We start from the raw sequence: 26,500 nt of genomic DNA, 5'->3' as shown, positions 1-26,500 counted from the left end.
GGCGGGATCAGCCCGAGCCCAGCGACACCCTCTCAGGCCGGGCGACTTTGCGGCGCCCGGCCCGTACGCCGGTCTCGTGCAACCCCCTCAGGGGATCTCCCGGAGGTTCCTTCAGGGGATCTCCCGGAGGTTCCTTCAGGGGAGCAGCTTCGGCTTCTTCTTGGCGGCCACGTCCTCGACCCAGCCGACCAGCGGGATGGCGACCCAGATCAGCACCCAGCCGATGCCGAACATGAACCACTGGCTCTCCAGCGGCAGCCACTTCTCGAAGGCGGGCACCTTCCAGAACTGGTCGATCAGCGGGACCGCGAGCACGAGGGCGATCTCGTGCCAGAGGTAGATCGTCACCGCCCGCCCGTTGAAGATCGTCACGGTCCGGTCGAGCCGCTTGAAGCGGGCGAGCCAGGCGAAGTCGACGTTGTAGTACGCCTTGAAGTACATCAGCAGCGTCACGAAGCCGGCCGACCAGAAGGTCTGCGCGACGGGGACCTCGTCCAGGTCGTACGTACCGAACTCCGCCTGGTGCGCGAAGGCGTACCAGCCGCCGTACGCCAGGAGGGCGAGCGACGCCAGGATCACCAGGGCCGGCTTCAGTCGCTGGAGCACGCCCTCGCGGTGCGCGAAGCCGACCAGCCAGCAGAACAGGAAGGTGGCGAAGTCCGTCAGGCCGCTGCCGAAGCGGTTGTACGGAGGCTGCCAGGCGTACTGGAAGACCAGGATCGGGACGAGGGAGAGGAGCAGGACCGGGAGGGGGGCCTTGCGGAAGACCTTCAGGAGCAGCGGGGACATCAGGACGAACCAGAGGTACGTCCGCAGGTACCAGAGGATCTCCCAGGCCTGGATGCCCCACTGGTTGCCCGGCGGGTCGCCGACCGGCACGATCCAGAAGACGATCTGCCAGCCCGGCATCCAGTCGTGGATCAGCATCGCCACCACGACGAAGAAGCCCCAGAACCAGAAGGGCGGCAGCAGCCGTCGCATGCGGCTCTTGACCACCTTGAGCGCGGGGCGTTCCAGGGACTTGGCCATCAGCGAGCCGGCGAGCGCGAACATCACGCCCATCGACGGGAAGACCAGGCCTGCCCAGGCCCAGCCGAAGGTGTGGTACGCCACGACACGGACCAGCGCGACGGCGCGCAGCGCGTCGAAGTAGCGGTCGCGTCCGGTGCCTTTGGCCTTCGGCGCCGGCTCGGCGGCGGGGCTTTCGGGCTCCCCGGCGTCAGGGCTGGGCTCGGTCCGGACGGCAGCGTCCGCCGCGGGCTCCGGCTCGATCACCGGCAGGGGTGCCGTCCCGGTGACGTACACCTGGCCATGGTCGACGTACCCCTGCCCGTAGCCGTACTGCTGGGGGACCTGAGGCTGCCGGCCCTGGCCGTACGGATCGGGCTGCTGCCCGTACCCATAGTCATATCCCTGCTGCCCCTGCTGCCCCTGGTACTCCTGCTGGCCTTGGTACCCCTCATACCCCTGGTACCGCTGTTGTTCCGAGCCCCAGCTCATGTCAGCTCACTCCTGCCGGGGTCCCGACCTCACCCGTGCGCTTGAGCTTCTGCCAGCGGAGGCGGCCGCCGGTCAGAGCGGTCACGGAGGAGTGGATCAGGACGAGGTACATCATCTGACGGTACGCGAGCTGCTGCAGCGGCAGCATCGCGAGGTAGCGGTACTTCTCACGGTCGAGGCGGAACGCGTAGGCGGCGCAGACGAGTTGGACGACCAGCACCGCCAGCCAGGCCAGCAGTGAGGCCCAGAAGTCCACGAAGATCATCGAGTAGATGGTGAACACGTCGATGAGCGGAGCGAGGACCGGCGTGATGATCTGGAAGATCACCACGAGCGGCATGCCTATGCGGCCGAAGCGGCCCGACGGGCCCTTGTCCGTCAGGGACTTGCGGTGCTTCCACAGCGCCTGCATGGTGCCGTACGACCAGCGGTAGCGCTGCGACCACAGCTGCTTCAGGGAACTCGGCGCCTCCGTCCAGGCCTTGGCGTGCTCCTGGTAGACGACCCGCCAGCCCGCGCGGTGCATCGCGATGGTGATGTCGGTGTCCTCGGCGAGCGTGTCCTCGCTCATGCCACCGACCTCGAGGACCGCGTCGCGGCGGAACGCGCCGATCGCGCCCGGGATGGTGGGCATGCAACGCAGCAGGTCGTACATGCGGCGGTCGAGGTTGAAGCCCATCACGTACTCGATGTGCTGCCAGGCGCCGATGATGGTGTTGCGGTTGCCGACCTTGGCGTTGCCCGCGACCGCGCCGATACCCGGGTCCGCGAAGGGCTGGACGAGCTGGTGCACGGCGTCCGGTTCGAAGACGGTGTCGCCGTCCATCATCACGACGATGTCGTAACTGGCGTTGCGGACGCCGTTGTTGAGGGCGGCCGGTTTACCCGCGTTCTCCTGGCGGATGACTCGGACATTGGGCAGGCCCAGTGACTCGGCGATCTCCTTGGTGCCGTCCGTGGAGCCGTCGTCGACGACGATGATCTCGATCGGATGGGTGCTCTGCGCCAGCGAGTGGAGCGTGTTGGCGATGCACTCCTTCTCGTTGTACGCGGGCACGATCACCGTCACCGGCCCGGTGACCGTCGGCCCCCAGCTGAACTTGCCGCCCTTGCCGCGTTTCCTGTTGCGCTGTCTGTAGTGACGGCGGGCGAGGATCAGCATCATCCCGAAGCGGCCCATGACGGAGATGCCGACGACCAGCAGCAGCCAGGAGAGCAGCGGCAGGACCCATTCGGCGACCGCGACCGCGTAGACGAGGGCCTTGCCCTCGTAGAGGGTCGAGCCGGTGGCCTTCTGCTGGCCGGACTGCTCGACGTTCACCTTGTTGGTGGCGTTGTTGGTGGAGCCCGAACCGGGCGCGGACTGCGTGCCGCCCGGCTGCTCGCCCAGCGCGCCGGTGTCCGTACCGGCACCCGCCCCCGCACCGGTACCGGTCTGTCCGACCCCGGCCTCGACGGCCTGTCCGGAACCGGCGGTGCCCGTGCGGCCGGCACCGTTCGCCGCCCTGTTCAGCTTCGCCATCGCGCCGCTGACAGTGGTGAAGGAGTACCCCTTCGCCTTCATCTTCTTGATGTACGTGTCGAGCGCCTTGACCGTCTCCGAGCGGTCGCCGCCCGCGTCGTGCATGAGGACGACGGCACCCTTGTTGTTCTTCGGCGTGGCCCACTGGACGATCTTCGAGACGCCCGGCTTCTTCCAGTCGTCACTGTCGGTGTCGACGAAGACGCTGGTGTAGCCGAGGTTGCCGATCTCCTTGTAGACGGGCCAGCTGTAGTTGTCGACGGCGTTGATCTCCGAGGAGTACGGAGCCCGGAACAGCGTCGTCGTGATCCCCGCCGCACCCGCGAGCGCGAGCTGGGTCTGCTTCAGCTCCCGCTGGAGCCGGCCCGTGCCCTGGTAGGAGAGGTCGACGTGGGTGAAGGTGTGGATGCCGACCTCGTTGCCCTGGTCCACGAGGTCCTTCACGACGCTCGGATAGCGGGAGACCATCGAGCCGACCATGAAGAAGGTGGCCTCGACGCCGTTGTCTTCGAGCACCTTGAGGATCTGGGGAGTCCAGGTCGGGGTGGGACCGTCGTCGAAGGTGAGCACGATGGTCTTCTTCGGGACGGACCGGGTCTTGGCCGTGCCGCCCGTGAACGTCAGGAGCGGACCGCCGTCGAGGATCTTCTGCGGCACCTTGTCGTAGGCCGCGCCGTCGCGCACCCGCGCGTCGTTGCCGATCTCGGAACGCAGATAGCCGTCGAGCAGCATCACGCTGGTGAGCCCCAGCAGGAGCAGCAGGGCGAGGATCACGCGCGGCTTCTGCAGCGCCGCGGCCTTGCCGGCCGCCCGCTCCATCTTGGTGGGGGCGCGCCGGCGGCCGCGTGAAGGCGTCGTCGAAGTCATGGAGGTGGGTCCGTTCCGGTCAGTTGGCGCCGGTGGAAGCGGACGCGGATGCGGCGGGGGCCGGGGAAGCGGCCGAGGAGGGGGCCGTGCCCGTGCGCAGGCCCGACGGCGGGGTGCCGGTCGGCCTGCCGGTGGGGGCCACGCCGCCCTGCGGCCGGAGATTGCCCCCGGGTGCGGAGCCGGCCTGGCCGCCGCTGAACGGGAAGAGCGAGGACGGGGTCAGCGAGGTGCCCCAGCCCATGAAGGCCATCCCGAGGACGACCGCGTAGCCGAAGCAGACGGCGCCGACAAGCATGCCGAACCTGCGCAGCAGACGTGCTCTGCGCCCGGAGTTGTCAACGAACACGGGACCGTCTTCGGACGCGTTGCCGCGTTTGCGGCGGCGGCCGCGCCCTTGACTGTGGTTTTCGATGGCTGACTCGGATTGCATTCCCCGGATATTAGGGCTCCTTTATGTGGCCAATTCTCTGGTTCTCATGTGAGGCGCCCATGAAACTTGGCCCAAGCTGTCCATTCCCTGAGAGAATCCTTGAACATCTGCGCAGCTCAGGGTCGATACATATTTACCTTGTATGCCGATTCACGGCCCGGCTTGCCCGATTCGCGTACCGCTACTCATGGGTTACCCATGCGCTTCCTGTATTCGGGAATCACCCTCGGATGTGCCACCTTGGAACTCCCGAATCGCACTTTGTTTCGGTCCTGAGACAGAAATCACGAGAGCGGGTGCATACGCAATGAGGGGTTATCTGAGGCCGGCTGCCGGGCTCACCTGCCTGTTTGCTCTGGCGGCGGCGGGGTGCTCTTCCGGTGGTACGGGTGCCACGGACGCGGCGCCCGCGCAGACCTCCCAGGCCCCGCGGACGAGTGCGGCGCCCTCCGAGAGCGCGTCCTCCTCCAGCACCTCGTCCAGCACCTCGTCCAGCACCTCGTACGCGCCCTACGTGAGCGCCACGGAGGCCTCCGCGACGGACTCGAAGGGGTCGCCGACCACGTACAACCTGGCCTTCGTGATCTCCGACGGCACCAACTGCACGGCCAAGTGGAACGGCACGGACGCCATCGACAAGGCCGCCGTGAAGTCCCGGATCTCGGCGCTGAAGGAGTCCGGCGCGAGTGTGCGCGTCTCGTTCGGCGGGGCGTCCGGCAAGGAGCTGGCGGAGGTCTGCGACAGCGCGAGCGCGCTCGCGGCGGCGTACGGGGCGGCGCTCGACGCCGCCGGGTCCACCCAGGCCGACTTCGACATCGAGGGGGACGCGCTGACCGACTCCGCGTCGGTCGCGCTGCGGTCCAAGGCGATCGCGCTGCTCCAGAAGGAGCGCGCTGACCTGAAGGTGTCCTTCACACTGCCGGTCATGCCGTCCGGGCTGGATTCGGACAGTCTGGCGCTGCTGGAGTCCGCCAACGACAACTCCGTGACCGTCTCCACGGTCAACATCATGACGATGAACTACGGGAGTTCGTACTCCGGGGACATGGGCGACTACGCCGAGACCTCCGCCAAGGCGACCCATGATCAACTACAGGATGTTTTCGGACTGTCGAGTGCGGGCGCCTGGCAGGGGCTCGCGTTGACCTCGATGATCGGGGACAACGACGTGGCCAATGAGACGTTCAGCCTCTCGGACGCGGCCCAGGTCCGTGCGTTCGCGGAGTCGAAGAAGATCGCTTGGGTGTCGATGTGGTCGACGTTCCGGGATCAGCAGTGTTCGAGTGATGACGCTTCTTCGGACAATGCGGCCACCAATTGCAGTGGGGTTTCGCAGAGTTCGGGGGCGTTTGCTCAGGCGTTCGCTGGGTGACGGCGCATATCTGATCTGCGGGCCGGTGGGGGCTGGTCGCGCAGTTCCCCGCGCCCCTAAAAACGGGGCGCTTCCCCGCCCGGGATGAAGAAGTTCAGCGGCGTCTGTGTACCAAGCGTCCAGCGCACACCGTCGCCAAGCACGTCCCGTCCGCATCGAAGACCGCCAAGTCGGCTCGGCCGGTATCGGTGATCTCGGGCTTTCTTGCACTACGGAGTACGGCGATCTCGTTACGGGAGGCCGCCGCGCGGAGATCGGGGGTGTCGGCGTACTGCTGCAGTACGGCGGTGGAGCCCGACTTCAGGACGGCGTGCAGCCGCTCCCTGGGGGACGGCGCCTCCGGCAGTGGGCCCTCGTGGACGAGCGCCGGCCCGAGGACCCCGGGCCAGCTGCGGACCCGCGCCCCCGGGAAGCGCTCCAGCAGCACGTCCAGCGGCCCGGTGCCCGCGACCCGGTCGCCCTCCACGGCGACCGCGCCGCCCTTCAGCGGGTCCGCGTCCCGGCTGATGCGCAGCTCGTCGGCGGTGTGGATCGTCAGCACGGCGGGGCTAGTTGGAGGCGAGCAGCTTCAGCTCGGGATGCGCCGTACCGCCCTCGATCGCGGTGGAGGAGATGTGCGACATGACGCGCTCGTCGACCGGGTCGTTCGCCGGGTCGTCGTGGACGACGATGTGCTCGTACGTCGTGGTCCGCTGGGCGGGCACGCGGCCTGCCTTGCGGATCAGGTCGATGATCTCCATGCGGTTGGAGCGGTGCTTGGCGCCCGCCGAGGAGACGACGTTCTCCTCCAGCATGATCGAGCCGAGGTCGTCCGCGCCGTAGTGCAGGGAGAGCTGGCCGACCTCCTTGCCGGTGGTCAGCCAGGAGCCCTGGATGTGGGCGATGTTGTCCATGAACAGCCGGGCGATCGCGATCATCCGCAGGTACTCGAAGAGCGTCGCCTGCGTGCGGCCCTTCAGGTGGTTGTTCTCGGGCTGGTAGGTGTACGGGATGAAGGCGCGGAAGCCGCCCGTGCGGTCCTGTACGTCACGGATCATCCGCAGGTGCTCGATGCGCTCGGCGTTGGTCTCGCCGGTGCCCATGAGCATCGTGGACGTCGACTCGACGCCCAGCCCGTGCGCGGTCTCCATGATCTCCAGCCAGCGCTCGCCGGACTCCTTGAGGGGGGCGATCGCCTTGCGGGGGCGGGCCGGGAGGAGTTCGGCACCTGCGCCCGCGAAGGAGTCGAGGCCGGCGGTGTGGATCCGCTGGATGGCCTCCTCCACACTCACCTTGGAGATGCGGGCCATGTGCTCGACCTCGGACGCGCCGAGGGAGTGGATGACCAGCTGCGGGTAGGCGGCCTTGATCGCGGCGAAGTGCTTCTCGTAGTACTCGACGCCGTAGTCCGGGTGGTGTCCGCCCTGGAACATGATCTGCGTACCGCCGAGTTCGACGGTCTCCGCGCAGCGGCGCAGGATGTCGTCGAGGTCGCGCGTCCAGCCCTTGGCCGTGTCCTTGGGAGCCGCGTAGAAGGCGCAGAACTTGCACGCCGTGACGCACACGTTCGTGTAGTTGATGTTGCGCTCGATGATGTACGTGGCGATGTGCTCGGTCCCCGCGTACCGGCGGCGGCGTACCGCGTCCGCGGCGGCGCCCAGGGCGTGCAGCGGGGCGTCGCGGTAGAGGACGAGCGCCTCTTCGGGGGTGATCCGCCCACCCGCGGCAGCACGGTCGAGGACGGCTGTGACATCAAAAGACGTGAGGTCGGCCTTCTCGGTCACCGGGAGCGTCCCTTTCGTAAGGGTTCTGGACGGACCCGGCCAGCCTACGCCAGCCCCGTCCGCGACCCGACGTCAGGCCGCGTACGCCCCGATCAGCAGCCCGACGTACGCCCCCGCGATCAGGAACGGTCCGAAGGGGATGGACGTCTTGCGCCCCGCGCGTCGCATCAGCACCAGCCCCAGCCCGTACAGGCCGCCGAACAAGAACCCGGCGAAGGTCCCGAGCACCACGGTCCCCCATCCGTACCAGCCGAGCACGGCCCCGATCCCCAGCGCGAGCTTCACATCCCCGAAGCCCATGCCGTTCGGGTTGACGAGGAAGAGGAGGAAGTACGCGCCGCCCAGCACGAGCGACCCCAGCAGCGCGGTCGGCCACTCCCCCGCGTGCTCCGGTACGAGGGCCATCACGCCCAGCAGGACGAGCGCCAGGCCCGCGAGCGGCAGGGTCAGGACGTCCGGCAGGCGCTGCACCCGGAAGTCCACGACCGCGAGCAGCACGCCGAGCGGCGCGAGCAGCAGCCAGACGGCCAGTTCGGGGCGGGCGCCGGTGGCGAGGGCGAGACCGGCGCAGGCCCCCGCGGTGGTGAGGGCGACGAGCGGGGTGCCGGGGCCGTAGCGGTGGGTCGTCGGGGCACCGCCCGACACCCGCCCCGCACCGCCCGGCACGGTTCCCGCATCACCGGGCACGCGCCCCACATCGCCGGGCACATGCCCCGCGTCGCCGGGCGCCGACCACGACGTACGAACGTCACGAACGTACTGGGCGCATTCGGCACAGCGGGCGAGGCCGAGCCAGCCGCCCGCGGCGCCGGTGAGGGCGTGTCCGTCGGGGCACCGGGTCCGCCACGCCTCGTCCGGCTCCACCGCGAACCGGTAGGCGGCCCGCGGTATCAGCAGTCCCGCCGCCGCGCCCCAGAGGACGGCGAGGACGGTCAGCCACAGCGGCCGGACGGACCAGAGTTCGAGGTCCACGGCTACTCGGCCTTCGACATGCGGGCCACCGGATCGCCCGCGTCCGCGTTGTCCGTCTCGTACTTGAGGTCGCCCCCGGCGGGGATCAGCCGCACCTCGTGGCTGCCCGTCGTGCAGGTGCTGGAGTTGGACGTCTTGGCGGTGCTCGTCGCGGTGAGCTGTTTGTCGGTGACCTTCTTCAGGACGAGTACGTCGTCACAGGTGCCGCCGATCAGGTCGGTCGACCGGAACGTGCCCAACTCCTGGCCCACGGCGGCCTGGTGGAGGGTGACCCGGAACGTGCCCGCGGGCAGCTTCCCGCTCAGTGCGTAGGCATCGCCCGACCAGGTACCGAGGTAGTGCGCGGGCACGGAGGCGAGCGTCGCGCCGGCCGGGCCGGGGGCGCTCGGTGTCGCCGCCGGACGGCTGGCCGCGGAATCGGAGCCGCTGGAAGCCGAGTTGTCGTCACCGCCGCCCGGGAGCAGATGGAACATGAACACCGAGCCCACGGTCACCGCGGCCAGCGCTCCCGCGACGGCCAGCGCGAGCGTGCAACTCACCCTGCGGCCACGACCGTTCGCACCAGGGGCCGAGGCCGCGGCCACGCTCACGGAGAGCTTGCCCGGGTGGACCGTCGGCGCCGCGACCGCGTCCTGGACATCGCGCTGCCCCGGTACGTACGTCGGCATGGCGTACGGCGGCATGGTCGGCGGCGGACCGAACACCCCGTCGGGCGGTGGCGCCCCGGCCCCGGAGTCCGTGCCCACCGAAGGGCTGCTGAAGCCCACCGGCCCGGACGGCGTCACCTCCGCCGCCTCCAGGTTCAGCAGCTGCACCGCGCTACGGCTGACCTGCTCCACCAGGGGCCCCGGCAGCCAGCCGGCGGTCACCAGCCGGGCCGCCCCCTCGGGGGCCAGCCGTCCGGCCACCTCGCCCGGGGTCGGCCGGCCGGCCGGGTCCTTGGCGAGGCAGGCGGCCACGAGTTCCCGTAGCTCCCCCTCCAGGGAGCCGAGCCGGGGTTCCTCGTGCACCACCTTGTAGAGGAGGGCGGCCGAGGAGTCGCCGGGGAACGGGGACTCGCCCGTCGCCGCGTACACCAGCACCGCGCCCAGGGAGAAGACGTCCGCCGCGCCCGTGACCCCCTTGCCGAGGATCTGCTCGGGGGACATGTAGCCGGGGGAGCCGACGGAGACGCCCGTCGAGGTGAGCGAGGCGGTGCCGTCGGTGGCGCGGGCGATGCCGAAGTCGATGAGGAGGGGGCCGTCGAGGGTGAGCAGGACGTTGGAGGGCTTGACGTCACGGTGGACGAGGCCCAGCGCGTGGACCGCCGTGAGCGCCTCGGCCAGGCCCGCGCCCAGCACCCGTACCGAATGCGCCGGAAGCGGACCGCTCGCGTCGGCGACCGCCGCCGCGAGCGAGGGACCGGCCGCGTAGCCGGTCGCGACCCATGGCACGGACGCCTCCGGGTCCGCGTCGAGGACCGGGGCCGTCCACGCGCCGCCCACCCGCCGCGCGGCCTCGACCTCGCGGCGGAAGCGGGCGCGGAACTCCTCGTCGAGCGCGAAGTGCGGGTGCACGATCTTGACCGCGACCGTCCGCCCGCCCGCGCTGCGGCCCAGGTACACCCGCCCCATGCCGCCGGCCCCCAGCCGGCCGAGCAACCGGTAGGGCCCCACGACCGTGGGTTCATCCACTCCGAGCGGCTGCATGGCGCTCCCACCTCCCCCGTACGCACGGACGCACTGCCCAGCAGGGTAGTTCCGTACGCCCCCGTGGGGTCCCGAACACCCCCGCGGGTTCACAACGTCCGCGCGATCTCAGGGAGTCAGCAGTTCGACCTTCACGTCCGTCGGGAAGCCGGTGGTCGAGCCGACCCGCCGGGCGAACTCCTGTACGGCCGCGAGCTGCGGGCCGCCGAAGCGGAAGTCGAGCGTGGTGAAGTACTGCTCCAGGGTCCGCTCGTCGAAGGCCTCCCAGCGGGCCGCCTGTTCGGCGACCTTGGAGACCTCGTCCAGCGAGAGGTCCCGGGAGGCGAGGAAGGCCTCGTGCACCTTGCGGGTGACGACGGGCTCGCGCTCCAGGTAGTCGCGGCGGGCCGCCCACACGGCGAAGACGAACGGCAGGCCCGTCCACTGCTTCCACAGCGTGCCGAGGTCGTGCACCTCCAGACCGAACCTCGGCCCGTCGAGGAGGTTGGCCCGCAGTGCCGCGTCGCCGATGAGGACAGCGGCGTCGGCCTCCTGCATCATCAGGCTGAGGTCGGGCGGGCACGTGTAGTAGGACGGCTGGACGCCCACGCTCTCGGCCAGTAGCAGCTGCGCGAGCCGCACGGACGTGCGAGAGGTGGAGCCGAGGGCGACCCGGGCACCGTCCAGCTGGTCCAGCGGGACCTGCGAGACGATCACACAGGACATCACCGGACCGTCGCAGCCGACCGCGATGTCCGGGAAGGCGACCAGCTCGTCGGCGTGCTTGAGGAACTCGACGAGCGTGATGGGCCCGATGTCGAGGTCGCCCTGCACCAGCTTCTCGCTGAGCTTCTCCGGGGTGTCCTTGGTGAGCTCGAAGTCGAGGAGCGTGCCCGTTCTCGCGAGCCCCCAGTAGAGGGGCAGGCAGTTCAGGAACTGGATGTGGCCGACGCGCGGCCGGGTGCGGTAATTGTCCACATCGCGAGGCTAGACCCCATGGAGTACCGTGCAGTCTCCAGGGTCCCCGCGGGGTTTCCGAAACCCTTCCGCCCTCTTGTGTCAACCCTTGCGACAGCGAGTCGACACCACCTCGTCAACCCATCCGCCATGCGGGTCAAACATCCGGGTGACGTGATCTTGCCCCCTATTGCTTTCGGCTGCCTGCGTGCTAGGCTCGCCGCAAGTTGCAGTTTGGTTTCCCTTGCAGTACAGAGCCTGCGGAGCATGTGACCGCGGGCTCTCGTCGTTTTCAGACGAATGCAGTTGTTTACACAATCGCAGGTTCTGGAGCAGGGCAACCCTTTGGGCCCAAGGAGGGCTTATGGCTACCGGAACCGTGAAGTGGTTCAACGCCGAAAAGGGCTTTGGTTTCATCGCCCAGGAAGGCGGCGGCCCGGACGTCTTCGTCCACTACTCCGCGATCAACGCGAGCGGATTCCGCTCTCTCGAAGAGAACCAGTCGGTTTCCTTCGACGTCACGCAGGGTCCGAAGGGCCCGCAGGCGGAGAACGTCACCCCGATCTAAGTCTGCGGGCTTCATGAGCCCAATGCTTTGATCCGGAACGGATCGCAACACCCAAGGAGCCCCGCGCCAGCCGGTCGCGGGGCTCCTGCCTTGTCCGGATCTGCCCTGAGCGGCCCTACCGCACGTACAGCTCCTCGATCTCCTTGCTGAAGTCACGTTCGATCGCCGCCCGCTTCAGCTTCATGGTGGGGGTCACGTGGCCCGCCAGTTCCGTGAAGTCCCCCGGGACGACGGCGAAGCGGCGGATGGACTCGGGGCGGGAGACGAGCTTGTTGGCCTCGTCGATCGCGCGCTGGAGGATGACGTTCAGCTCCGGGTCGTCCATGAGGAGTTCCGGCGGGACGGGGTGCTTGCCGATCATCTGGCGCCAGTGGGTGACGCCGTCCTGGTCGAGGGTGATGAGGACGGTGACGTAGGGGCGGCGGTCGCCGAGGACGATGCACTGGGCGATCAGCGGATGCGAGCGGAGCCAGTTCTCCAGGGGCGCGGGGGCCACGCTCTTGCCGCCCGCGGTGATCAGGATCTCCTTCTTGCGGCCTGTGATGGTGAGGTAGCCCCCGTCGTCCAGTTCGCCGATGTCACCGGTAGCGAACCAGCCGTCCGGCGCCGCGTCGACGACGCCGCCCGCGTTCGGGTCCCAGTAGCCGCGGAAGATCTGTTCGCCGCCCAGCAGGATCTCGCCGTCCCCGGCTATCCGGACCCTGGTGCCGGGCAGCGGCCAGCCCACCGTGCCCAGCCGGGGTTTGAGCGGGGGCGTGACGGTCGCGGCGGCGGTGGCCTCCGTCAGGCCGTAGCCCTCGAAGATCTCGATGCCGGCACCGGCGTAGAACGCGGCGAGACGGCGGCCCAGCGGGGAGCCGCCGCAGATCGCGTAGCGGACCTTGCCGCCCAGCGCGTTGCGGATACGGCGGTAGACCAGGGGGTCGTACAGGGCGCGGGCGGCGCGCAGGGAGCGCGAGGGACCCGGCCCGGTGCCGTGCTGCTTGGCCTCGACCGCCTCGCCGTAGCTGCACGCGATGCGCGCGGCGCGGTCGAAGGAGGACCCGCGGCCCATCTTCTCGGCCGTGGCCCGGCCGGTGTTGAACACCTTCTCCAGTACATAGGGGATGGCCAGCAGGAAGGTGGGTCTGAAGCTCGCCAGGTCCGCGAGCAGGTCCTCGGTACTCAGGCTCGGCGCATGGCCCAGGCGCACCCGTGCGCGCAGACAGGCGACCGCGACCATCCGCCCGAAGACATGGGAGAGGGGGAGGAAGAGAAGCATCGACGCGGCGTCCGAGGTCTTCGCCTTGAAGATCGGGTAGAGCAGTTCGATCGCGTTGTCGATCTCGGCGAAGAAGTTGCCGTGGGTGAGTGCGCAGCCCTTGGGGCGGCCGGTGGTGCCCGAGGTGTAGATGAGGGTGGCGAGCGTGTCGGGGCCGAGCACTCCACGGCGTACGGCGACCTCCTGGTCCGGGATGTCCCGGCCCAGCTCGGCCAGCCGCTCCAGGTGTCCCTTGTCGAAGACCCACATGTGCCGCAGGTCGGGGATCCGGTCGCGTTCCGGGCCGAGCGCGGACGCCTGCGCCACCGTCTCCGTGGCGAGGGCGACGGCTCCCGAGTCCTGGAGGATCCAGCGGACCTGGAAGACGGAGGAGGTGGGATAGACGGGGACGGTGACCAGACCCGCCGCCCAGGCCGCGAAGTCCAGGAGCGTCCACTCGTACGTCGTCCGCGCCATGATCGCGATGCGGTCGCCGGGCGCCAGGCCCTCGGCGATCAGGCCCTTCGCGACCGCCAGCACCTGCGCGGCGAACTCGGTGGCGGTCACGTCCTCCCAGGCGCCGTCGGCGTTCTTCCTGCTGAGAACCGCCGCGTTCGGGGCCACGGTCGCGTTGTCGAACGGGATGTCCGCGAGCGAGCCGTGGGTCACCTGACCGACGAGGGGCGGCACGGACACCTCGCGCACCACTCCGTCCAGCCGCCTGATCTCGGGCTCCACGAGGAAGGGTGGGGAGTCGTACGGGCTGGGCTGGGTGGACATGGAGTGGCTCCTTGGCTACCAGGACCCGGTCGGTATGAGGCGGGTTGGGGGCGCAAAGCCTCATACGTGCCTGGGGCGTGGGGGGTTCATGCGAGTTTCAACAAGGCAGGGGTGACCGGGATCGTACGGGGCGAAAGTGTGGGGTTTGTGGGTGTTCAAGGCGGGCGAAGTGCGAGTTACCCGGGGTAAACCTTAATTCTTCAGAGGAAGTTCGGCCCATACCGTCTTGCCGACCAGGCGGTGCGCGACGCCCCATACGGTGGCGAGCAGGGCCACGACGACCAGACCCCGCCCTCCCTCACCGTCCACCTCCCTCGCGCCGAATCGCAGATGCCGGTCACCGCGCGTGTCACTCACTTCGATGCGCAGCGTGCCCTCCGGGAGGCGCAGCAGGCGGAGTTCGAAGTCGCGTCCGGGTACGCGGCCGTGGGTGACCGCGTTGGCGGCGAGTTCGGCCACGACGTGCTGTGCGGCGTCGTTCTCGTCGCTGTCGTGCGGGTATCCCCACTCGGCGAGTTGGTGTGCGGTGAGGTGACGGGCCAGGCGGGCGCCGCGCGGGGTGGAGCTGAGGCGCTGGCTCAGTTCGTCGGTGGGGGTGGAGATTCGAGAGTTCACATCACAGAGCGTGGTCGGCTCGTCCTACGCTGACCAGGAGCGACCCGGCGACGCTGCGTAGCCGTACGGGTGCGGTGCGCGGGGTGTGCGGGTTGTCGGCCGTGGCGGTGAGCGTGTGAAGGCGGTGGCGTACGTGACGGAAGAGACCGACCGGAGGCCGGAGACACCGGCGGAGGCCGAGGGAACGACGGGCTTGTTCACCGCGCTCGGCAAGATGCTGAAGCTGCTGCGTGAGCGGGCGGGACTCACGCAGAAGGAGTTCGGGCAGGCGGTGGGGTACGGGCCCGACGCGATCTCCGCGATGGAGCGGGGCGTACGGGTGACTCGGCCCGAGCTGCTGGAGAAGGCGGACGAACTCCTTGACGCCGGGGGCCTGTTGAAGCAGGCGATCCCCGAGGTCAGGGAGGCGATGAAGAAGGCGCGGACGCGTCATCCGGAGTGGTATCGGGGGTACGCCGGGATAGAGGCGGAGGCTGTCGAGCTGCACCACTACTGCAACCACGCGATGCACGGGCTTCTCCAGACCGAGGATCACGCCCGAGCGGTGTTCAGCAAACGGCGCCCTTTCCTCAGCGAGGAGACGATCGAGAAGCGGATCGCCGACAGGCTCTCCCGCCAACAGGTCTTCGACCGTTGGCCGCCGCCCATCGTGAGTTATGTACTCGAAGAGGTCGTACTGGACCGGCCGATCGGTGGACGGCATGTACACAGGGAACAGCTGCGGCGGCTGCTGCTCGTCGGCAGTATGCGGAACATCGAGATCCAGGTGATGCCGACCCACCGAGAGGAACACCCCAACCTGGACAGCGCGTTCAACATGCTGGTCCCCAAGGGGCACGCGCAGGTGGCGTACACGGAGGCTCAGGGGTATCCCCAGCTGATCACCGATCAAGAAGAGGTCCGAAAGATCGCCGACCGCTATGGTTTTATGCGCGCACTGGCGCTCAACCCAATGGAGTCCGGGACCCTGATCGAAGAGAAGCTGGAGAAGCTGTGAGCACCGAGCAACTCAACTGGTTCAAGTCCAGCTACAGCAGCGGCGAAGGCGGAGACTGCCTCGAAGTCGCCTACACCTGGCACAAGTCGAGCCACAGCGACGGCGAGGGCGGTGAATGCGTGGAGGTCGCCGTCTGCCCCCACACCATCCACCTCCGCGACTCCAAGAACCCCACCGGCCCCCGCCTCACCCTCTCCCCCACCACCTGGTCCGCCTTCCTCACCTCCGGGCCCGGGATTGCGGACACCTGACGCCGACCACGCGACGAACACGGCGGAACTCGGTACGGCCCTGTCCACGGAGATCGGGCGCTGGGTCCCCCACGACGGGTACCACCTGATCGGTCTGGACCCCGTCAGCGGCACCATCTCCTTCCACGTCACCCGGCACGGCTACGGCGTGAGCGCGCGGCGCGTGCTGAACGAGGAGTACTGGCGGACCGGTGCGACGCTGCCCTTCCCGGCCCTGTTCGGCGGGCCCACGCCCGTCGCCGTGCTCGGCACGGCCGGTGACGTGCCCCCGTGCGACGTACGGCTGCACGAGGTCATGCGGGCCGAGGGGCTGGGCTGTGAGATGCGGATCGCGCTCACCGCGGGCGGCCTGGCGTGCGGCGGCATGGTGCTGCTGCGGGCGCGGGGCGGCAGACCCTTCTCGGACACCGAGATCGCACGCGCCGAGCGCCTCGCCGCACCGCTCGCCGCCGCCCTGCGCCGCTTCGTGGCCGACAGGCCGCTGCGCCTGCTGCCGTACGAGGGGCCGCCCGGGGTGGTGGTCGTGGGCCGGGACGACACGGTCAAGGCGGCGAGTCCCGGCGTACAGGACTGGCTGTACGAGTGTCTGCCCGCACCCGGCGGGCCGCCGGACCCCGCGGGCTCCCCGAAACTGGACCACGAGGCCCTGCTCAGCTCCGTCTGCAACATCACGGCCACCGCGCGCCGGGCACCGGACGGTACGGCGGTCACCCGGATGTTCACCGCGCGCGGCTGGGCCCTGCTGCACGCCCAGCCACTCTGCTCGGCGGAGACGGCGGGCGAGATGGTGATCACCATTCAGACGGCGACGGCCGAGGCGCTGCTGCCGGCGGTGGCCGCCTGGTACGGGATCACCCCCCGGGAGCGGGAGGTGGTCCGGCACGCGCTCGAAGGCCTGGCGGCGAAGAACATCGCCCGCCGCCTGGAACTGTCGCAGCACACCGTCAACGACCACCTGGGCGCCGTCTACCGCAAGTTGGGCGTGAGCGGACGCGAGGAACTCTTCGCGTGCCTGCGGCACCGCGCAACCCCCTAGTTCTCGGGATACCCCCACGTCTCGGCGCCCGCCACCGTGATGACGGGAATCACCGAGCGAGGGACCACCATGCACCACCTGCGCCTGACCATCGCACTCCTCATCACGGCGGCCACTCTGGCAGTGGTGACCCTCTGCCCCGGCAGGTATTGAAGCACTTACCGTGGGTAACCTGACTCCGGAGTAAATACATCCGAGCCGGGAGCTGGACCATGGCCGACCGCTATCTGATGACCCCTCTCCTCGCCCGAGGCGCCCTGTTCTCCCCCTTCAAGCGACCCCATCCGGACGCCCGCGTCCCGCCGACCCGGCTCGTTCTCCCGGACGTCCGTATCGATCTCGACCGGCTCGCGAGGTACGAGCGGATCTGCGGGTTCGCCACGGGGGCGGACGCGCTGCCGGTGACGTATCCGCACGTCCTCGGGTTTCCGCTGGCCATGCGGATCATGGCGAGCCGCTCGTTCCCGCTGCCGCTGCTCGGGCTCGTCCACACCTCGATCGAGATCACCCAGCGGCGGGCACTGGCCGCTGGGGAAGCGTACGAACTCGGCGTGTGCGTCGCGGGGTTGGAACCCCATCGCCGGGGGACGCAGGCCTGCGTCGTGACCGAGGCGAGGGTCGGCGGCGAGCTGGTGTGGGAGTCGCGGAGTGTCTATCTCGCGCGGCACCGGACGAACGGGGAGAGCGGGGAGACGGCGTCTCCGGTTCCGCGGGAGTCCGACGGCGGCGCGTCCCTGCCCGTCCGCGCCGAGTGGCGGCTCGGCGGTGATGTCGGGCGGCGGTACGGCGCCGCTTCCGGGGACCGCAACCCCATCCACCTGCACGCCCTCACCGCCCGCCTCTTCGGCTTCCCCCGCGCCATCGCCCACGGCATGTGGACGGTGGCCCGCTGCCTCGCGGAACAGGGCCCCCAGGACGCGGTACGTCTGCGCGCCGGCTTCAAGGCCCCCGTCCTCCTCCCGGGCACGGTCACCTACGCCGCCGACGGCCCCGCGTTCGAGCTGCGCGGCACGGACTCCGGACGCCTGCATCTGACGGGCGACCTACAGCCCATACGGTGAAGAGGTCAGTCCTGCGGGGGCGTCCACGGGCGGTTCTCCATCAGGTCGCCCAAGCCCGCCCAGGCGAAGTTCATCAGGGTCGCCGCGGCCTGCTTAGCGGACACGCCAGGCGTGGCGTTGGCCCAGGCGGCGAGGGACTCGGCGGCGCCGACGAGTGCCTCGGCGAGTCCGGCGACCTCCCGTTCGGGCAGCGACGGGTCACGGTGTGCCTCACGCGCGGCGACCACGATCAGCTCGGTGACGAACGCGACGAGTTCCTCGCGCATCACCGCGACCTCGGCCGCGAACGGCTCGCCGTGCGTGCGCGCCTGACGGTGCAGGACCGCCCAGCCGTCCGGGTTCTCGGCCGTGTGCGTGAAGAACGCCCGCAGGCCTTCCCAGAGTTGGCGGTCGGCGGGCAGCCCGGGCCGGACGCCCGCGTGTACCGCCGCGGTCAGCGCGGCCGCCTCACGGCGGATGCAGGCGGTGAAGAGGTCTTCCTTGGAGTTCAGGTACAGGTACACCAACGGCTTGGACACGCCCGCCAGATCGGCGATCTCGTCCATCGAAGCGGACCGGTACCCCCGCTGCCCGAAGGTCCGCACGGCGGCGTCCAGCATCTGCTGTTCACGTACCGCGCGCGGCATCCGCTTGTTCTTCACAGCACCCATACCGGCAAGCGTACGATCGGCCGCCGTCGGCCAGGCACAGCGTTACGAGGTCTGGCCCTGCACGCCGCCGCGGGCGGCGTCGTCCACGCCGTCCTCCTGACTGCGGTTCTGCTCCAGGTTGGTCTTCATGCGGTCCACGCGCGCGACGACCTGGGCGGAGGCGCGGTCGCGCTCCTTGCGCAGCACGACGAAACTGATGGGCGCGGAGATCACCAGCGCGAGCAGGACGATCCACATGTAGTTGGAGTCACCCAGGCCGCGCGGGAGGATGCCCGAGTAGACGAGGCCCCAGACGACCACGAGGCAGCCGGCGAAGACGCCGAGGCGCATCAGTGTGTAGCGGCCCATGTCAATCCACTCTTCCGTTCCGAACCGTTTCGAACGTTCCCAAAGGGCACCGTCCAGTGAAGCACGCCCGGCCCGATCCTCGTGCAGGGGGTCATCAGTCGCAGGGCGGGAGAGGCAGCAGCATCATGATCTCGTCACGGTCGTCGCCCGGCCCGACACGCAGCGCGTCGGGCGCCCGGCCGATCTCCTTGTAGCCGCAGGAGGCGTAGAAGCGTTCCAGTCCCTCCCCGCCCCGGCAGGTGAGGCGGAGTCCCTCCAGGCCGAGTGCGCGGGCCCCGCCCTCGGCCTCGCGGAGCAGGTCGGCGCCGTAGCCGCGGCCCTGGAGGGCCGGGTCGACCATGACGGTGTACAGCCAGGCCCAGTGGCGCATGAGGGGGTGGTCGTTGAGGGCGAGGAACGCGGTGGCGGCGAGCCGGCCGTCGGAGGTGAAACCGGCGAGGAGCCGGGTGCGGCCCTCGGCTATCGCGGTGAGGTGGGCCTCGGCGCGGGGGCGTATGTCGTCGGCGGTCACCGGCGGCACGAAGCCGACCGCACCGCCCGCGTCGGTGACATCCGTCCAGAGGGTGAGCAGTTGGCCGGACAGGGTCCGGGGCGGCTTCGTGTCCCGGGTGAACAGGGTGAAGGTCAGTGGCACAGCCACCGAGCGTAGAACACCGAGGTCGGAGCGGACCGGCCGGAGGCTGGGCGGCCGAAGACGTACGGCCGGTCCGCGGAGCGTCAGACGCGCATCGGCTGCGGCGACTCCCGGCGCGCCGGGTCCGGGCCGTCGTACTCGCGGATGATCTCGTAGCGCGTGTTCCGCTCGACCGGCTGGAAGCCGGCGTCGCGGATCAGGTCGAGGAGATCGTCGCGGGTGAGCTTGTTCGGGGTGCCGTAGTTGTCGGCGTCGTGCGTGATCTTGTACTCGACGACCGAGCCGTCCATGTCGTCGGCGCCGTGCTGGAGCGCGAGCTGCGCGGTCTGCACGCCGTGCATGACCCAGAAGACCTTGACGTGCGGGACGTTGTCGAAGAGGAGCCGGGAGACCGCGAAGGTCTTCAGGGCCTCGGCGCCGGTGGCCATCTGCGTACGCGCCTGAAGGCGGTTACGCACCTTGCCGTCCTTCATGTCCACGAAGTCGTGCTGGTAGCGCAGCGGGATGAAGACCTGGAAACCGCCGGTCTCGTCCTGGAGCTCACGGAGCCTGAGGACGTGGTCGACCCGGTGGCGGGGCTCCTCGATGTGCCCGTACAGCATCGTGCACGGGGTCTTGAGGCCCTTCTCGTGCGCGAGCCGGTGGATGCGTGACCAGTCCTCCCAGTGGGTGCGGTGGTCGACGATGTGCTGGCGGACCTCCCAGTCGAAGATCTCGGCGCCGCCACCGGTCAGGGATTCGAGGCCCGCCTCGATCAGCTCGTCGAGGATCTCCGACGCCGACAGCCCGGAGATCGTCTCGAAGTGGTGGATCTCCGTCGCCGTGAAGGCCTTCAGGGAGACGTTCGGGAGGGCCTTCTTCAGCTCGCTCAGCGACCGCGGGTAGTAGCGCCACGGCAGGTTCGGGTGCAGCCCGTTGACGATGTGCAGCTCGGTGAGGTTGTCGTTCTCCATCGCCTTGGCGAGGCGGACGGCCTCCTCGATGCGCATCGTGTACGCGTCCTTCTCGCCCGGCTTGCGCTGGAACGAGCAGTACGCGCAGGACGCGGTGCACACGTTCGTCATGTTGAGGTGGCGGTTGACGTTGAAGTGGACGACGTCGCCGTTCTTCCGCGTCCGCACCTCGTGGGCGAGCCCGCCCAGCCAGGCCAGGTCGTCCGACTCGTACAGCGCGATGCCGTCCTCGCGGGTCAGCCGTTCACCGGCTCGAACCTTCTGCTCCAGCTCGCGCTTGAGCCCGACGTCCATGCCACTACCTCTTCCTAAGACAGACTTCGTAAACCGTACGCCTAGCTCTCTTCCGGAAGCTCTCCGACCCGGTTCTCCCACTTCGTGGAGAGCACGATCGTCGTACGGGTCCGGGAGACGCCCTTCGTCCCCGAGAGCCGCCGGATGGTCTTCTCCAGCCCGTCGACATCACTCGCCCGCACCTTGAGCATGAACGAGTCGTCGCCCGCGATGAACCAGCAGTCCTCGATCTCGCCGAGGTCCCGCAGCCGCCGGGCCACGTCCTCGTGGTCGGCGGCGTCGGAGAGCGAGATGCCGATCAGGGCGGTGACGCCGAGACCGAGCGAGGCGGAGTCGACGGTGGCGCGGTAGCCGGTGATGACCCCGGCCGCCTCCAGCCGGTTGATGCGGTCGGTGACGCTGGGTCCCGACAGACCGACGAGGCGCCCCAGCTCCGCGTAGGAGGCCCGGCCGTTCTCTCTCAGGGCCTGGATGAGCTGCCTGTCCACCGCGTCCATGCGATCGCTAGCCTTCCGCTGAAGTGTGTGAGTCGTGAGTGGTGCGATGTTGCTCAGTGGTGTTCGGGTCGTGCGTGTTCGGGTCGTGCGTGCCGAGGTCGTACGTGCTCGGGGTCGTGGCCGCTCAGGTCGCCCGGAAGCCGCCGCCGAGTTCGCCCTCCCACCGGCGGTACAGCCCGTGTTCGACGCCCGCCGCGTCCAGCACCCGCCCGGCGACGAAGTCCACCAGGTCCTGGATGTGCGTGGCCCCCGCGTAGAACGCGGGCGAGGCGGGCAGCACGGTGGCGCCCGCGTCGTCCAGGGAGACCAGGTGGCGCAGCGTCTGCCCGTTCAACGGGGTCTCGCGGACGGCGACGACGAGCTTGCGCCCCTCCTTGAGCGTCACGCTCGCCGCGCGCTGCAGCAGGTCCTTCGACAGCCCCAGGGCGACTCCGGCCACGCAGGCCGTCGAGGCGGGCACGATGAGCATGCCCTTCGAGGGGTACGAGCCCGAGGACGGCCCCGCCGCCAGGTCACCGGCGCTCCAGTGCCGTACGGCGTCGAGGCGCTCCTCGAAGGCGTCGAAGGTGCCGGGCTTGCCGTCCGCGCCACGCGCCAGCCATACCCGCAGGTCGTCCTGCCAGTGGGCGTCCCGGAAGGAGAGGCCGGTCTCGTCGAGGAGCGTGAGCCGGGAGGCGCGCGAGACCACCAGGTCGACGCTCTCCCCCGCCGCCAGGAGCGCCCGCAGCACGGAGGCGGCGTAGGGCGTACCGGAGGCACCCGACACCCCCACGATCCAAGGCCGGCGCTGCGTCTGTCCTGGCTTCATGATGTCGAGGGTATCCGGCGGCTGTCGGGATTCAGACCGTGAGCCCGCGGACCAGCAGATCGAGCAGGGCACACACGAACAGGGCGATGCCGATGAATCCGTTGACTTGGAAGAACGCGCGGTTCAGACGGGACAGGTCGTGCGGCTTCACGATGGAGTGCTCGTAGAGGAACGCGCCCGCGACGATCAGCAGGCCCAGCCAGAAGAACGCACCCGCGTCGGTGGCGACGGCGTACCAGGCGAACAGGGCGGTGGTGACGGCGTGGCAGGCGCGCGCCCCCCAGATCGCGGCGGGAATACCGAAGCGCGCCGGTACCGACATGACCCCGATCTCACGGTCCGTCTCGACGTCCTGGCAGGCGTAGATCAGGTCGAAGCCGCCGATCCAGATCCCGACCGCGAGCCCCAGGATGACGGCGTCCCACGACCACTCGCCGGAGATCGCCAGCCAGCCGCCGATCGGGCCCATCGCCTGGGCCAGACCCAGGATGGCCTGCGGGAAGTTCGTGAACCGCTTGCCGTACGGGTACACCACCATCGGGATCACGGCGATGGGGGCCAGGGCCAGGCACAGGGGGTTCAGGAGGGCCGCGGCGCCCAGGAAGAAGACCAGCGCGACCAGCGCGCCCGTCCACGCGTGCTTCACGCTCATCGCGCCGGTGACCAGCTCGCGGTGGGCCGTGCGCGGGTTGCGGGCGTCGATCTCGCGGTCGATGATCCGGTTCGCCGCCATCGCGAACGTGCGCAGCCCGACCATCGCGATCGTGACGAGCAGCAGCCTGCCCCAGTGGACGTTCTTGTCCCACTCGAACATCGCGGTCAGCGCGGCGATGTAGGCGAAGGGCAGCGCGAAGACGGAGTGCTCGATCATGACGAGCCGGAGGAAGGCCTTGGTGCGCCCCGGCTGCTGCGGGAGCGCGGCGGATGCGCTGGTCACCGGCCGCCCGCCCTTGTGCTCTTGATGGACCTCACAGGCCGTACTCCTTCCAACGGCGGTCGACCGTCGCCGCCGTCTCCGGGTCGGAGAGAACCATTTCCGGCCATCCCCCGTCCCGGGTGTAACCCTCCTCGGGCCACTTCCTCGTCGCGTCGATGCCCGCCTTGCCGCCCCAGAACTGCTGGTAGGAGGCGTGGTCGAGATGATCGACGGGGCCTTCGACGACGGTGAGGTCGCGGGCGTAGTCGGTGTTGCCGAGGGCCCGCCACGCGACCTCGTGCAGATCGTGGACGTCGCAGTCCGAGTCCACGACCACGATGAGCTTCGTGAGGGACATCATGTGCGCCCCCCAGACGGCATGCATCACCTTTTGGGCGTGCTTGGGGTATTTCTTGTCGATCGCGACGATCGCGCAGTTGTGGAAACCGCCGGCCTCGGGGAGGTGGTAGTCCACGATGTCCGGCACGATGATCTTCAGCAGGGGGAGGAAGAAGCGCTCGGTCGCTCGCCCGAGGGGGCCGTCCTCCGTCGGGGGCCGCCCCACGACGATCGACTGGAGCAGCGGCCGCTTGCGCATGGTGACGCAGTCGATGGTCAGCGCCGGGAAGGGCTCCTGGGGCGTGTAGAACCCCGTGTGGTCGCCGAAGGGCCCCTCCGGGAGCATCTCCCCCGGCTCCAGCCACCCTTCGAGCACGACCTCCGCGTTCGCGGGGACCTGCAGCGGGACGGTCTTGCAGTCCACCATCTCGATCCGCTTGCCCTGGATGAACCCGGCGAAGAGGTACTCGTCGATGTCACCGGGCAGGGGGGCGGTGGAGGCGTACGTCACGGCAGGGGGGCACCCGAAGGCGATCGCGACGGGCAGTCGCTCTCCCCTCCTCGCCGCCACCTGGTAGTGGTTGCGGCTGTCCTTGTGGATCTGCCAGTGCATGCCGATGGTGCGCTTGTCGTGGCGCTGAAGGCGGTAGAGCCCGAGATTGCGGATCCCGGACTCGGGGTCCTTGGTGTGGGTGAGCCCGAGGTTGAAGAAGGAGCCGCCGTCCTGGGGCCAGGTGAAGAGCGCGGGGAGGGCGTCAAGGTCGACGTCCTCACCGTGCAGCACGACCTCCTGCACAGGCGCGTTGTCGGACTTCACCTTCTTCGGCGGTACGTGGGTCATCGCGCCGAGCTTGCCGAAGGCCTCGCGTACGCCCACGAAGCCGTGGGGCAGCTCGGGCCTGAGCAGGCCGCCGATCTTCTCGCTGATCTCGCCGTACGACTTCAGGCCGAGGGCCTTCAGCAGCCGCCGGTCGGTCCCGAAGACGTTCATGGCGAGCGGCATGGCGGACCCGCGCACGTTCTCGAAGAGCAGCGCCGGTCCACCCGCCTTCTGCACCCGGTCGACGATCTCCCCGACCTCCAGATACGGGTCCACCTCGGCCTTGATGCGCTTGAGGTCGCCCTCGCGCTCCAGCGCCCTCAGCAGGGATCGAAGATCGTCGTAAGCCATGCGTCCAAGTATCGCTGAGGGCCGCCCGACACCGACGTGCGCCCCACCGCCGTGGGCAGGACCACCCCTCTCGCCCCCGCCGCCCCTACCCGTCCCGTCCCAGGGGCTCCGCCCCTTCCACCCCGCTGGGGGCTACGCCCCCAGACCCCCTATCGGCCTGAACGGCCTCGTCCTCAAACGCCGGACGGGCTGAAAGATGAACGCCGACCAGGCCAAGGCTTTCAGGGGCGCGGGGAACTGCGCGACCAGCCCCCGCCCACCCGCAGTCGACGAACCCACCCGGGGGCTGGGGCGGCGGGGGCGGGGAAAGTGTCATCCCCCCGTTGAAGTCAGCCGCTACCCTGTGCGCGTCACCGGGGCCCCGCACCGCCCCGCCATCGTCCACTGGGGGACCGTTCCGCCATGCTCAGGTATCTGCCGTTCCTGCTGGTCCTGGCGCTGTGGATCTACTCGTTCATCGACTGCCTGAACACGCCGGAGGAGGAGGTCCGCGGCCTGCCCAAGGTGGTGTGGGTGATCGTCATCCTGCTCTTCGGAGAAGTCCTCGTCGGCCCGATCGCCTGGCTCGTCGCGGGCAAGGTCGGCCGGGGCCCGACCCGAGGCGTCACGCCCTCCGAGTGGCACCGCGACCAGCGCCCGCAGTACGTCGCCCCCGACGACAACCCCGAGTTCCTGAACTCCCTCAACGCGGAGTCGTCCCCCTCCAAGAACGTCAAGGACGAGGCACTCCTGAAGGACTGGGAGGCCGACCTGCGGCGCCGCGAGGAGGAGCTGCGCCGGCGCGAGGCCGGCGAGGAGTCCGAGAGCTGACGCCCGTACAAGGTGTACGCCGACGAGCCTCCCGGAACGGACAGTGCGCCTCTGGCCGGGGGTGACGGCGCCCCGGACACTTACGGTGCATGACGACCGCTCCCCCCGGCACCACCGCACCGATCACGCCCGAGTACGGCGACCGAGTCATCGCCGTCGAGACGGCGGGCTCGGAACCGATCCCCGACGCCGAACGCCACGGCAGTCCGCTCCAGTTGCTGTGGACCTGGGCCTCCCCGAACATCGAGTTCGCGACCGTGTACATCGGCGTGATCTCGGTCCTCTTCTTCGGGCTGGACTTCTGGCAGGCGGCCGCGGCACTGCTGCTGGGCACGGCGCTGGGCGCGCTGACGCAAGGCGTCCTGTCCCTCGACGGACCCCGGTTCGGCGTCCCGCAGATGGTGATCGGCCGCCTCTCCTTCGGCTACCGGGGCAATCTGCTGCCGGCCGGGGTGAACGCCCTGGTGGCGGGCGTGGGCTGGTTCGCCGTGAACAGCGTGAGCGCCGCGTTCGCGCTGAACACGCTGACGGGTCTGCGCCCCCTGCCTTCGCTGCTGCTGGTGGTGGCGGTCGAGATCGCGATCGGCTTCATCGGCCACAACTTCGTGCACGCCTTCGAGAAGTACGCGTTCCCGGCGCTGGCGGTGGTGTTCCTGGTGGCGGGGGTGTGGACGTTCGACCACGCGGACCTGGGCGCCTCGGGCGGGGGCGGCGGCATCGGCGGCTTCCTGCTGGCGTTCAGCACGGCGTGGGGGTACGCGGCGGGCTGGAACCCGTACGCCACGGACTACTCGCGCTACCTCCCCCGTACGGCGAACAAGTTCAGGACCGCCCTCTACCCGGCCGTCGGACTCTTCCTCTCCGTCGCGGCCGTCTCTCTCATCGGTGCGGCGTCGGCGACGATCGCGGCCCCCGACAGCGCGACCCCGACGGCCGCCTTCACCGGCCATCTCCCGTCCTGGCTCGGTGACTTGGTACTGCTCTCCATCATCCTGGGCGGTGTCTCGGCGAACGCGCTGAACGTCTACTCCTCCGCCATGTCCATCACCTCGCTCGGCCTGCGGCTGCCGGCCCGGCTGGGGCGCGGCGCGCTGGTGGTGCTCTCGGGTGTGGTGGGCACGGCGGCGGCGTGGGCGTCGCTGTCCGACGCCGGGCATGCGTACGAGGCGTTCCTGCTGGTCATCGCGTACTGGATCGGACCGTGGCTGGGAGTGGTGCTGGTGGAACGGTGGTTCCTGACCCGTACACCCGACGACGAGCCGGCCCGGCGCCTGGGCGACCGCGCGTTCACCAACTGGCCTGGCATCACCGCCTTGTTGATCGGCGTGGCGGTCTCGGTTCCGCTCTTCTCGAACCAGGAGAAGTACGTGGGCTGGGTGCCGAAGCACTGGGCGTCCTTCGGCGACATCACCTGCCTGGTGGGCTTCGCGGTGAGCGCGGCGCTGTACGCGCTGCTGCGGCGGGTGCCCCGCACGGGCTGAG

The 26,500-nt window shown here is 69.5% G+C and carries 26 protein-coding genes; 8 read left to right on the top strand and 18 right to left on the bottom strand.

Annotated elements, in window-relative coordinates:
- Positions 1 to 135 precede the first annotated feature (135 nt).
- From ACFVWD_RS44350 to ACFVWD_RS44340, 3 genes are read right to left on the bottom strand one after another with little or no spacing between them, the layout of a single operon-like run.
- Positions 136 to 1,500, bottom strand: coding sequence for an acyltransferase (locus tag ACFVWD_RS44350; protein WP_389603732.1), 1,365 nt, complete (start codon positions 1,498 to 1,500; stop codon positions 136 to 138).
- A gap of 1 nt (position 1,501) precedes the next feature.
- Positions 1,502 to 3,889: a bifunctional polysaccharide deacetylase/glycosyltransferase family 2 protein gene (locus ACFVWD_RS44345; RefSeq protein WP_389603731.1), complete on the bottom strand. Its 2,388-nt coding sequence runs from the start codon at positions 3,887 to 3,889 to the stop codon at positions 1,502 to 1,504.
- A gap of 19 nt (positions 3,890 to 3,908) precedes the next feature.
- Positions 3,909 to 4,319 (bottom strand): hypothetical protein, encoded by a 411-nt coding sequence (locus tag ACFVWD_RS44340; protein ID WP_168510152.1) that lies wholly within the window; start codon positions 4,317 to 4,319, stop codon positions 3,909 to 3,911.
- A 307-nt stretch (positions 4,320 to 4,626) separates the two neighbouring features.
- Between ACFVWD_RS44340 and ACFVWD_RS44335 the strand changes: the two genes are divergently transcribed.
- On the top strand, positions 4,627 to 5,691 hold the full coding sequence (locus ACFVWD_RS44335; RefSeq protein WP_389603730.1) for a chitinase: 1,065 nt from the start codon (positions 4,627 to 4,629) through the stop codon (positions 5,689 to 5,691).
- Positions 5,692 to 5,785: 94 nt separating this feature from the next.
- On the opposite strand, the gene ACFVWD_RS44330 is transcribed toward ACFVWD_RS44335, so the two are convergent.
- The 5 genes from ACFVWD_RS44330 to ACFVWD_RS44310 all read right to left on the bottom strand — a co-directional run bounded on the left by ACFVWD_RS44330 (position 5,786) and on the right by ACFVWD_RS44310 (position 11,071).
- On the bottom strand, positions 5,786 to 6,232 hold the full coding sequence (locus ACFVWD_RS44330) for a hypothetical protein (protein WP_389603728.1): 447 nt from the start codon (positions 6,230 to 6,232) through the stop codon (positions 5,786 to 5,788).
- Between the two features lie 7 nt (positions 6,233 to 6,239).
- Entirely contained in the window at positions 6,240 to 7,454 is a 1,215-nt protein-coding gene (gene mqnC / locus ACFVWD_RS44325; RefSeq protein ID WP_067367507.1) for a cyclic dehypoxanthinyl futalosine synthase, read from the bottom strand.
- Positions 7,455 to 7,526: 72 nt separating this feature from the next.
- On the bottom strand, positions 7,527 to 8,426 hold the full coding sequence (locus tag ACFVWD_RS44320) for a prepilin peptidase (RefSeq protein WP_389603726.1): 900 nt from the start codon (positions 8,424 to 8,426) through the stop codon (positions 7,527 to 7,529).
- Between the two features lie 2 nt (positions 8,427 to 8,428).
- Entirely contained in the window at positions 8,429 to 10,114 is a 1,686-nt protein-coding gene (locus ACFVWD_RS44315; RefSeq protein WP_389603724.1) for a serine/threonine-protein kinase, read from the bottom strand.
- 108 nt (positions 10,115 to 10,222) lie between these two features.
- The gene (locus ACFVWD_RS44310) at positions 10,223 to 11,071 is read right to left on the bottom strand and encodes a menaquinone biosynthetic enzyme MqnA/MqnD family protein (protein WP_389603722.1); all 849 of its coding nucleotides are present in this window, start codon (positions 11,069 to 11,071) and stop codon (positions 10,223 to 10,225) included.
- Between the two features lie 343 nt (positions 11,072 to 11,414).
- Between ACFVWD_RS44310 and ACFVWD_RS44305 the strand changes: the two genes are divergently transcribed.
- Positions 11,415 to 11,618: a cold-shock protein gene (locus tag ACFVWD_RS44305; RefSeq protein WP_028805073.1), complete on the top strand. Its 204-nt coding sequence runs from the start codon at positions 11,415 to 11,417 to the stop codon at positions 11,616 to 11,618.
- Between the two features lie 115 nt (positions 11,619 to 11,733).
- Here the strand turns inward: ACFVWD_RS44305 and ACFVWD_RS44300 are convergent, their stop codons facing one another.
- The gene (locus ACFVWD_RS44300; RefSeq protein WP_389603721.1) at positions 11,734 to 13,638 is read right to left on the bottom strand and encodes an AMP-dependent synthetase/ligase; all 1,905 of its coding nucleotides are present in this window, start codon (positions 13,636 to 13,638) and stop codon (positions 11,734 to 11,736) included.
- 192 nt (positions 13,639 to 13,830) lie between these two features.
- Positions 13,831 to 14,253 (bottom strand): ATP-binding protein, encoded by a 423-nt coding sequence (locus tag ACFVWD_RS44295; protein ID WP_389603719.1) that lies wholly within the window; start codon positions 14,251 to 14,253, stop codon positions 13,831 to 13,833.
- A 133-nt stretch (positions 14,254 to 14,386) separates the two neighbouring features.
- Here ACFVWD_RS44295 and ACFVWD_RS44290 point away from each other — a divergent pair, with 133 nt between their 5' ends.
- The 4 genes from ACFVWD_RS44290 to ACFVWD_RS44275 all read left to right on the top strand — a co-directional run bounded on the left by ACFVWD_RS44290 (position 14,387) and on the right by ACFVWD_RS44275 (position 17,598).
- Positions 14,387 to 15,250 carry a helix-turn-helix domain-containing protein gene (locus ACFVWD_RS44290; protein ID WP_389603718.1) on the top strand — a complete coding sequence of 288 codons (864 nt, stop codon included), beginning with the start codon at positions 14,387 to 14,389 and terminating at the stop codon, positions 15,248 to 15,250.
- On the top strand, positions 15,247 to 15,501 hold the full coding sequence (locus tag ACFVWD_RS44285; RefSeq protein ID WP_389603716.1) for a DUF397 domain-containing protein: 255 nt from the start codon (positions 15,247 to 15,249) through the stop codon (positions 15,499 to 15,501). The genes ACFVWD_RS44290 and ACFVWD_RS44285 overlap by 4 nt, the downstream gene beginning before the upstream one ends.
- Positions 15,488 to 16,537, top strand: coding sequence for a LuxR C-terminal-related transcriptional regulator (locus tag ACFVWD_RS44280; RefSeq protein WP_389603714.1), 1,050 nt, complete (start codon positions 15,488 to 15,490; stop codon positions 16,535 to 16,537). The genes ACFVWD_RS44285 and ACFVWD_RS44280 overlap by 14 nt, the downstream gene beginning before the upstream one ends.
- 212 nt (positions 16,538 to 16,749) lie before the next feature.
- Positions 16,750 to 17,598, top strand: a complete 849-nt coding sequence (locus ACFVWD_RS44275) for a MaoC family dehydratase (RefSeq protein ID WP_389603712.1) — start codon at positions 16,750 to 16,752, stop codon at positions 17,596 to 17,598.
- A gap of 5 nt (positions 17,599 to 17,603) precedes the next feature.
- On the opposite strand, the gene ACFVWD_RS44270 is transcribed toward ACFVWD_RS44275, so the two are convergent.
- The 8 genes from ACFVWD_RS44270 to ACFVWD_RS44235 all read right to left on the bottom strand — a co-directional run bounded on the left by ACFVWD_RS44270 (position 17,604) and on the right by ACFVWD_RS44235 (position 24,208).
- Positions 17,604 to 18,248, bottom strand: coding sequence for a TetR/AcrR family transcriptional regulator (locus ACFVWD_RS44270; protein ID WP_389603711.1), 645 nt, complete (start codon positions 18,246 to 18,248; stop codon positions 17,604 to 17,606).
- A gap of 42 nt (positions 18,249 to 18,290) precedes the next feature.
- Complete coding sequence (locus tag ACFVWD_RS44265; RefSeq protein ID WP_389603709.1) at positions 18,291 to 18,596, bottom strand: DUF4229 domain-containing protein; 306 nt, start codon at positions 18,594 to 18,596, stop codon at positions 18,291 to 18,293.
- A 94-nt stretch (positions 18,597 to 18,690) separates the two neighbouring features.
- Complete coding sequence (locus ACFVWD_RS44260; protein ID WP_389603734.1) at positions 18,691 to 19,230, bottom strand: GNAT family N-acetyltransferase; 540 nt, start codon at positions 19,228 to 19,230, stop codon at positions 18,691 to 18,693.
- 83 nt (positions 19,231 to 19,313) lie between these two features.
- Positions 19,314 to 20,477 carry an aminofutalosine synthase MqnE gene (gene mqnE, locus ACFVWD_RS44255; RefSeq protein ID WP_389603707.1) on the bottom strand — a complete coding sequence of 388 codons (1,164 nt, stop codon included), beginning with the start codon at positions 20,475 to 20,477 and terminating at the stop codon, positions 19,314 to 19,316.
- Between the two features lie 41 nt (positions 20,478 to 20,518).
- Positions 20,519 to 20,974, bottom strand: a complete 456-nt coding sequence (locus ACFVWD_RS44250; protein ID WP_389603705.1) for an Lrp/AsnC family transcriptional regulator — start codon at positions 20,972 to 20,974, stop codon at positions 20,519 to 20,521.
- A gap of 124 nt (positions 20,975 to 21,098) precedes the next feature.
- Positions 21,099 to 21,782 carry a UbiX family flavin prenyltransferase gene (locus tag ACFVWD_RS44245; RefSeq protein ID WP_389603704.1) on the bottom strand — a complete coding sequence of 228 codons (684 nt, stop codon included), beginning with the start codon at positions 21,780 to 21,782 and terminating at the stop codon, positions 21,099 to 21,101.
- 31 nt (positions 21,783 to 21,813) lie between these two features.
- Complete coding sequence (mqnP, locus tag ACFVWD_RS44240; protein ID WP_168510128.1) at positions 21,814 to 22,719, bottom strand: menaquinone biosynthesis prenyltransferase MqnP; 906 nt, start codon at positions 22,717 to 22,719, stop codon at positions 21,814 to 21,816.
- Between the two features lie 31 nt (positions 22,720 to 22,750).
- Positions 22,751 to 24,208, bottom strand: coding sequence for a menaquinone biosynthesis decarboxylase (locus ACFVWD_RS44235; RefSeq protein WP_168494463.1), 1,458 nt, complete (start codon positions 24,206 to 24,208; stop codon positions 22,751 to 22,753).
- Positions 24,209 to 24,610: 402 nt separating this feature from the next.
- Here ACFVWD_RS44235 and ACFVWD_RS44230 point away from each other — a divergent pair, with 402 nt between their 5' ends.
- Both ACFVWD_RS44230 and ACFVWD_RS44225 read left to right on the top strand, forming a co-directional pair.
- Positions 24,611 to 25,018, top strand: a complete 408-nt coding sequence (locus tag ACFVWD_RS44230; protein ID WP_389603703.1) for a PLD nuclease N-terminal domain-containing protein — start codon at positions 24,611 to 24,613, stop codon at positions 25,016 to 25,018.
- Between the two features lie 89 nt (positions 25,019 to 25,107).
- The gene (locus ACFVWD_RS44225) at positions 25,108 to 26,499 is read left to right on the top strand and encodes a purine-cytosine permease family protein (protein ID WP_389603702.1); all 1,392 of its coding nucleotides are present in this window, start codon (positions 25,108 to 25,110) and stop codon (positions 26,497 to 26,499) included.
- Position 26,500 lies beyond the last annotated feature (1 nt).

This window comes from Streptomyces sp. NPDC058086 (genome assembly GCF_042885015.1).
In the GTDB taxonomy this organism is placed as follows: Bacteria; Actinomycetota; Actinomycetes; order Streptomycetales; family Streptomycetaceae; genus Streptomyces.
Note: the sequence above shows the minus strand (reverse complement) of the source record. Positions and strands in the feature narration are given on the sequence as shown.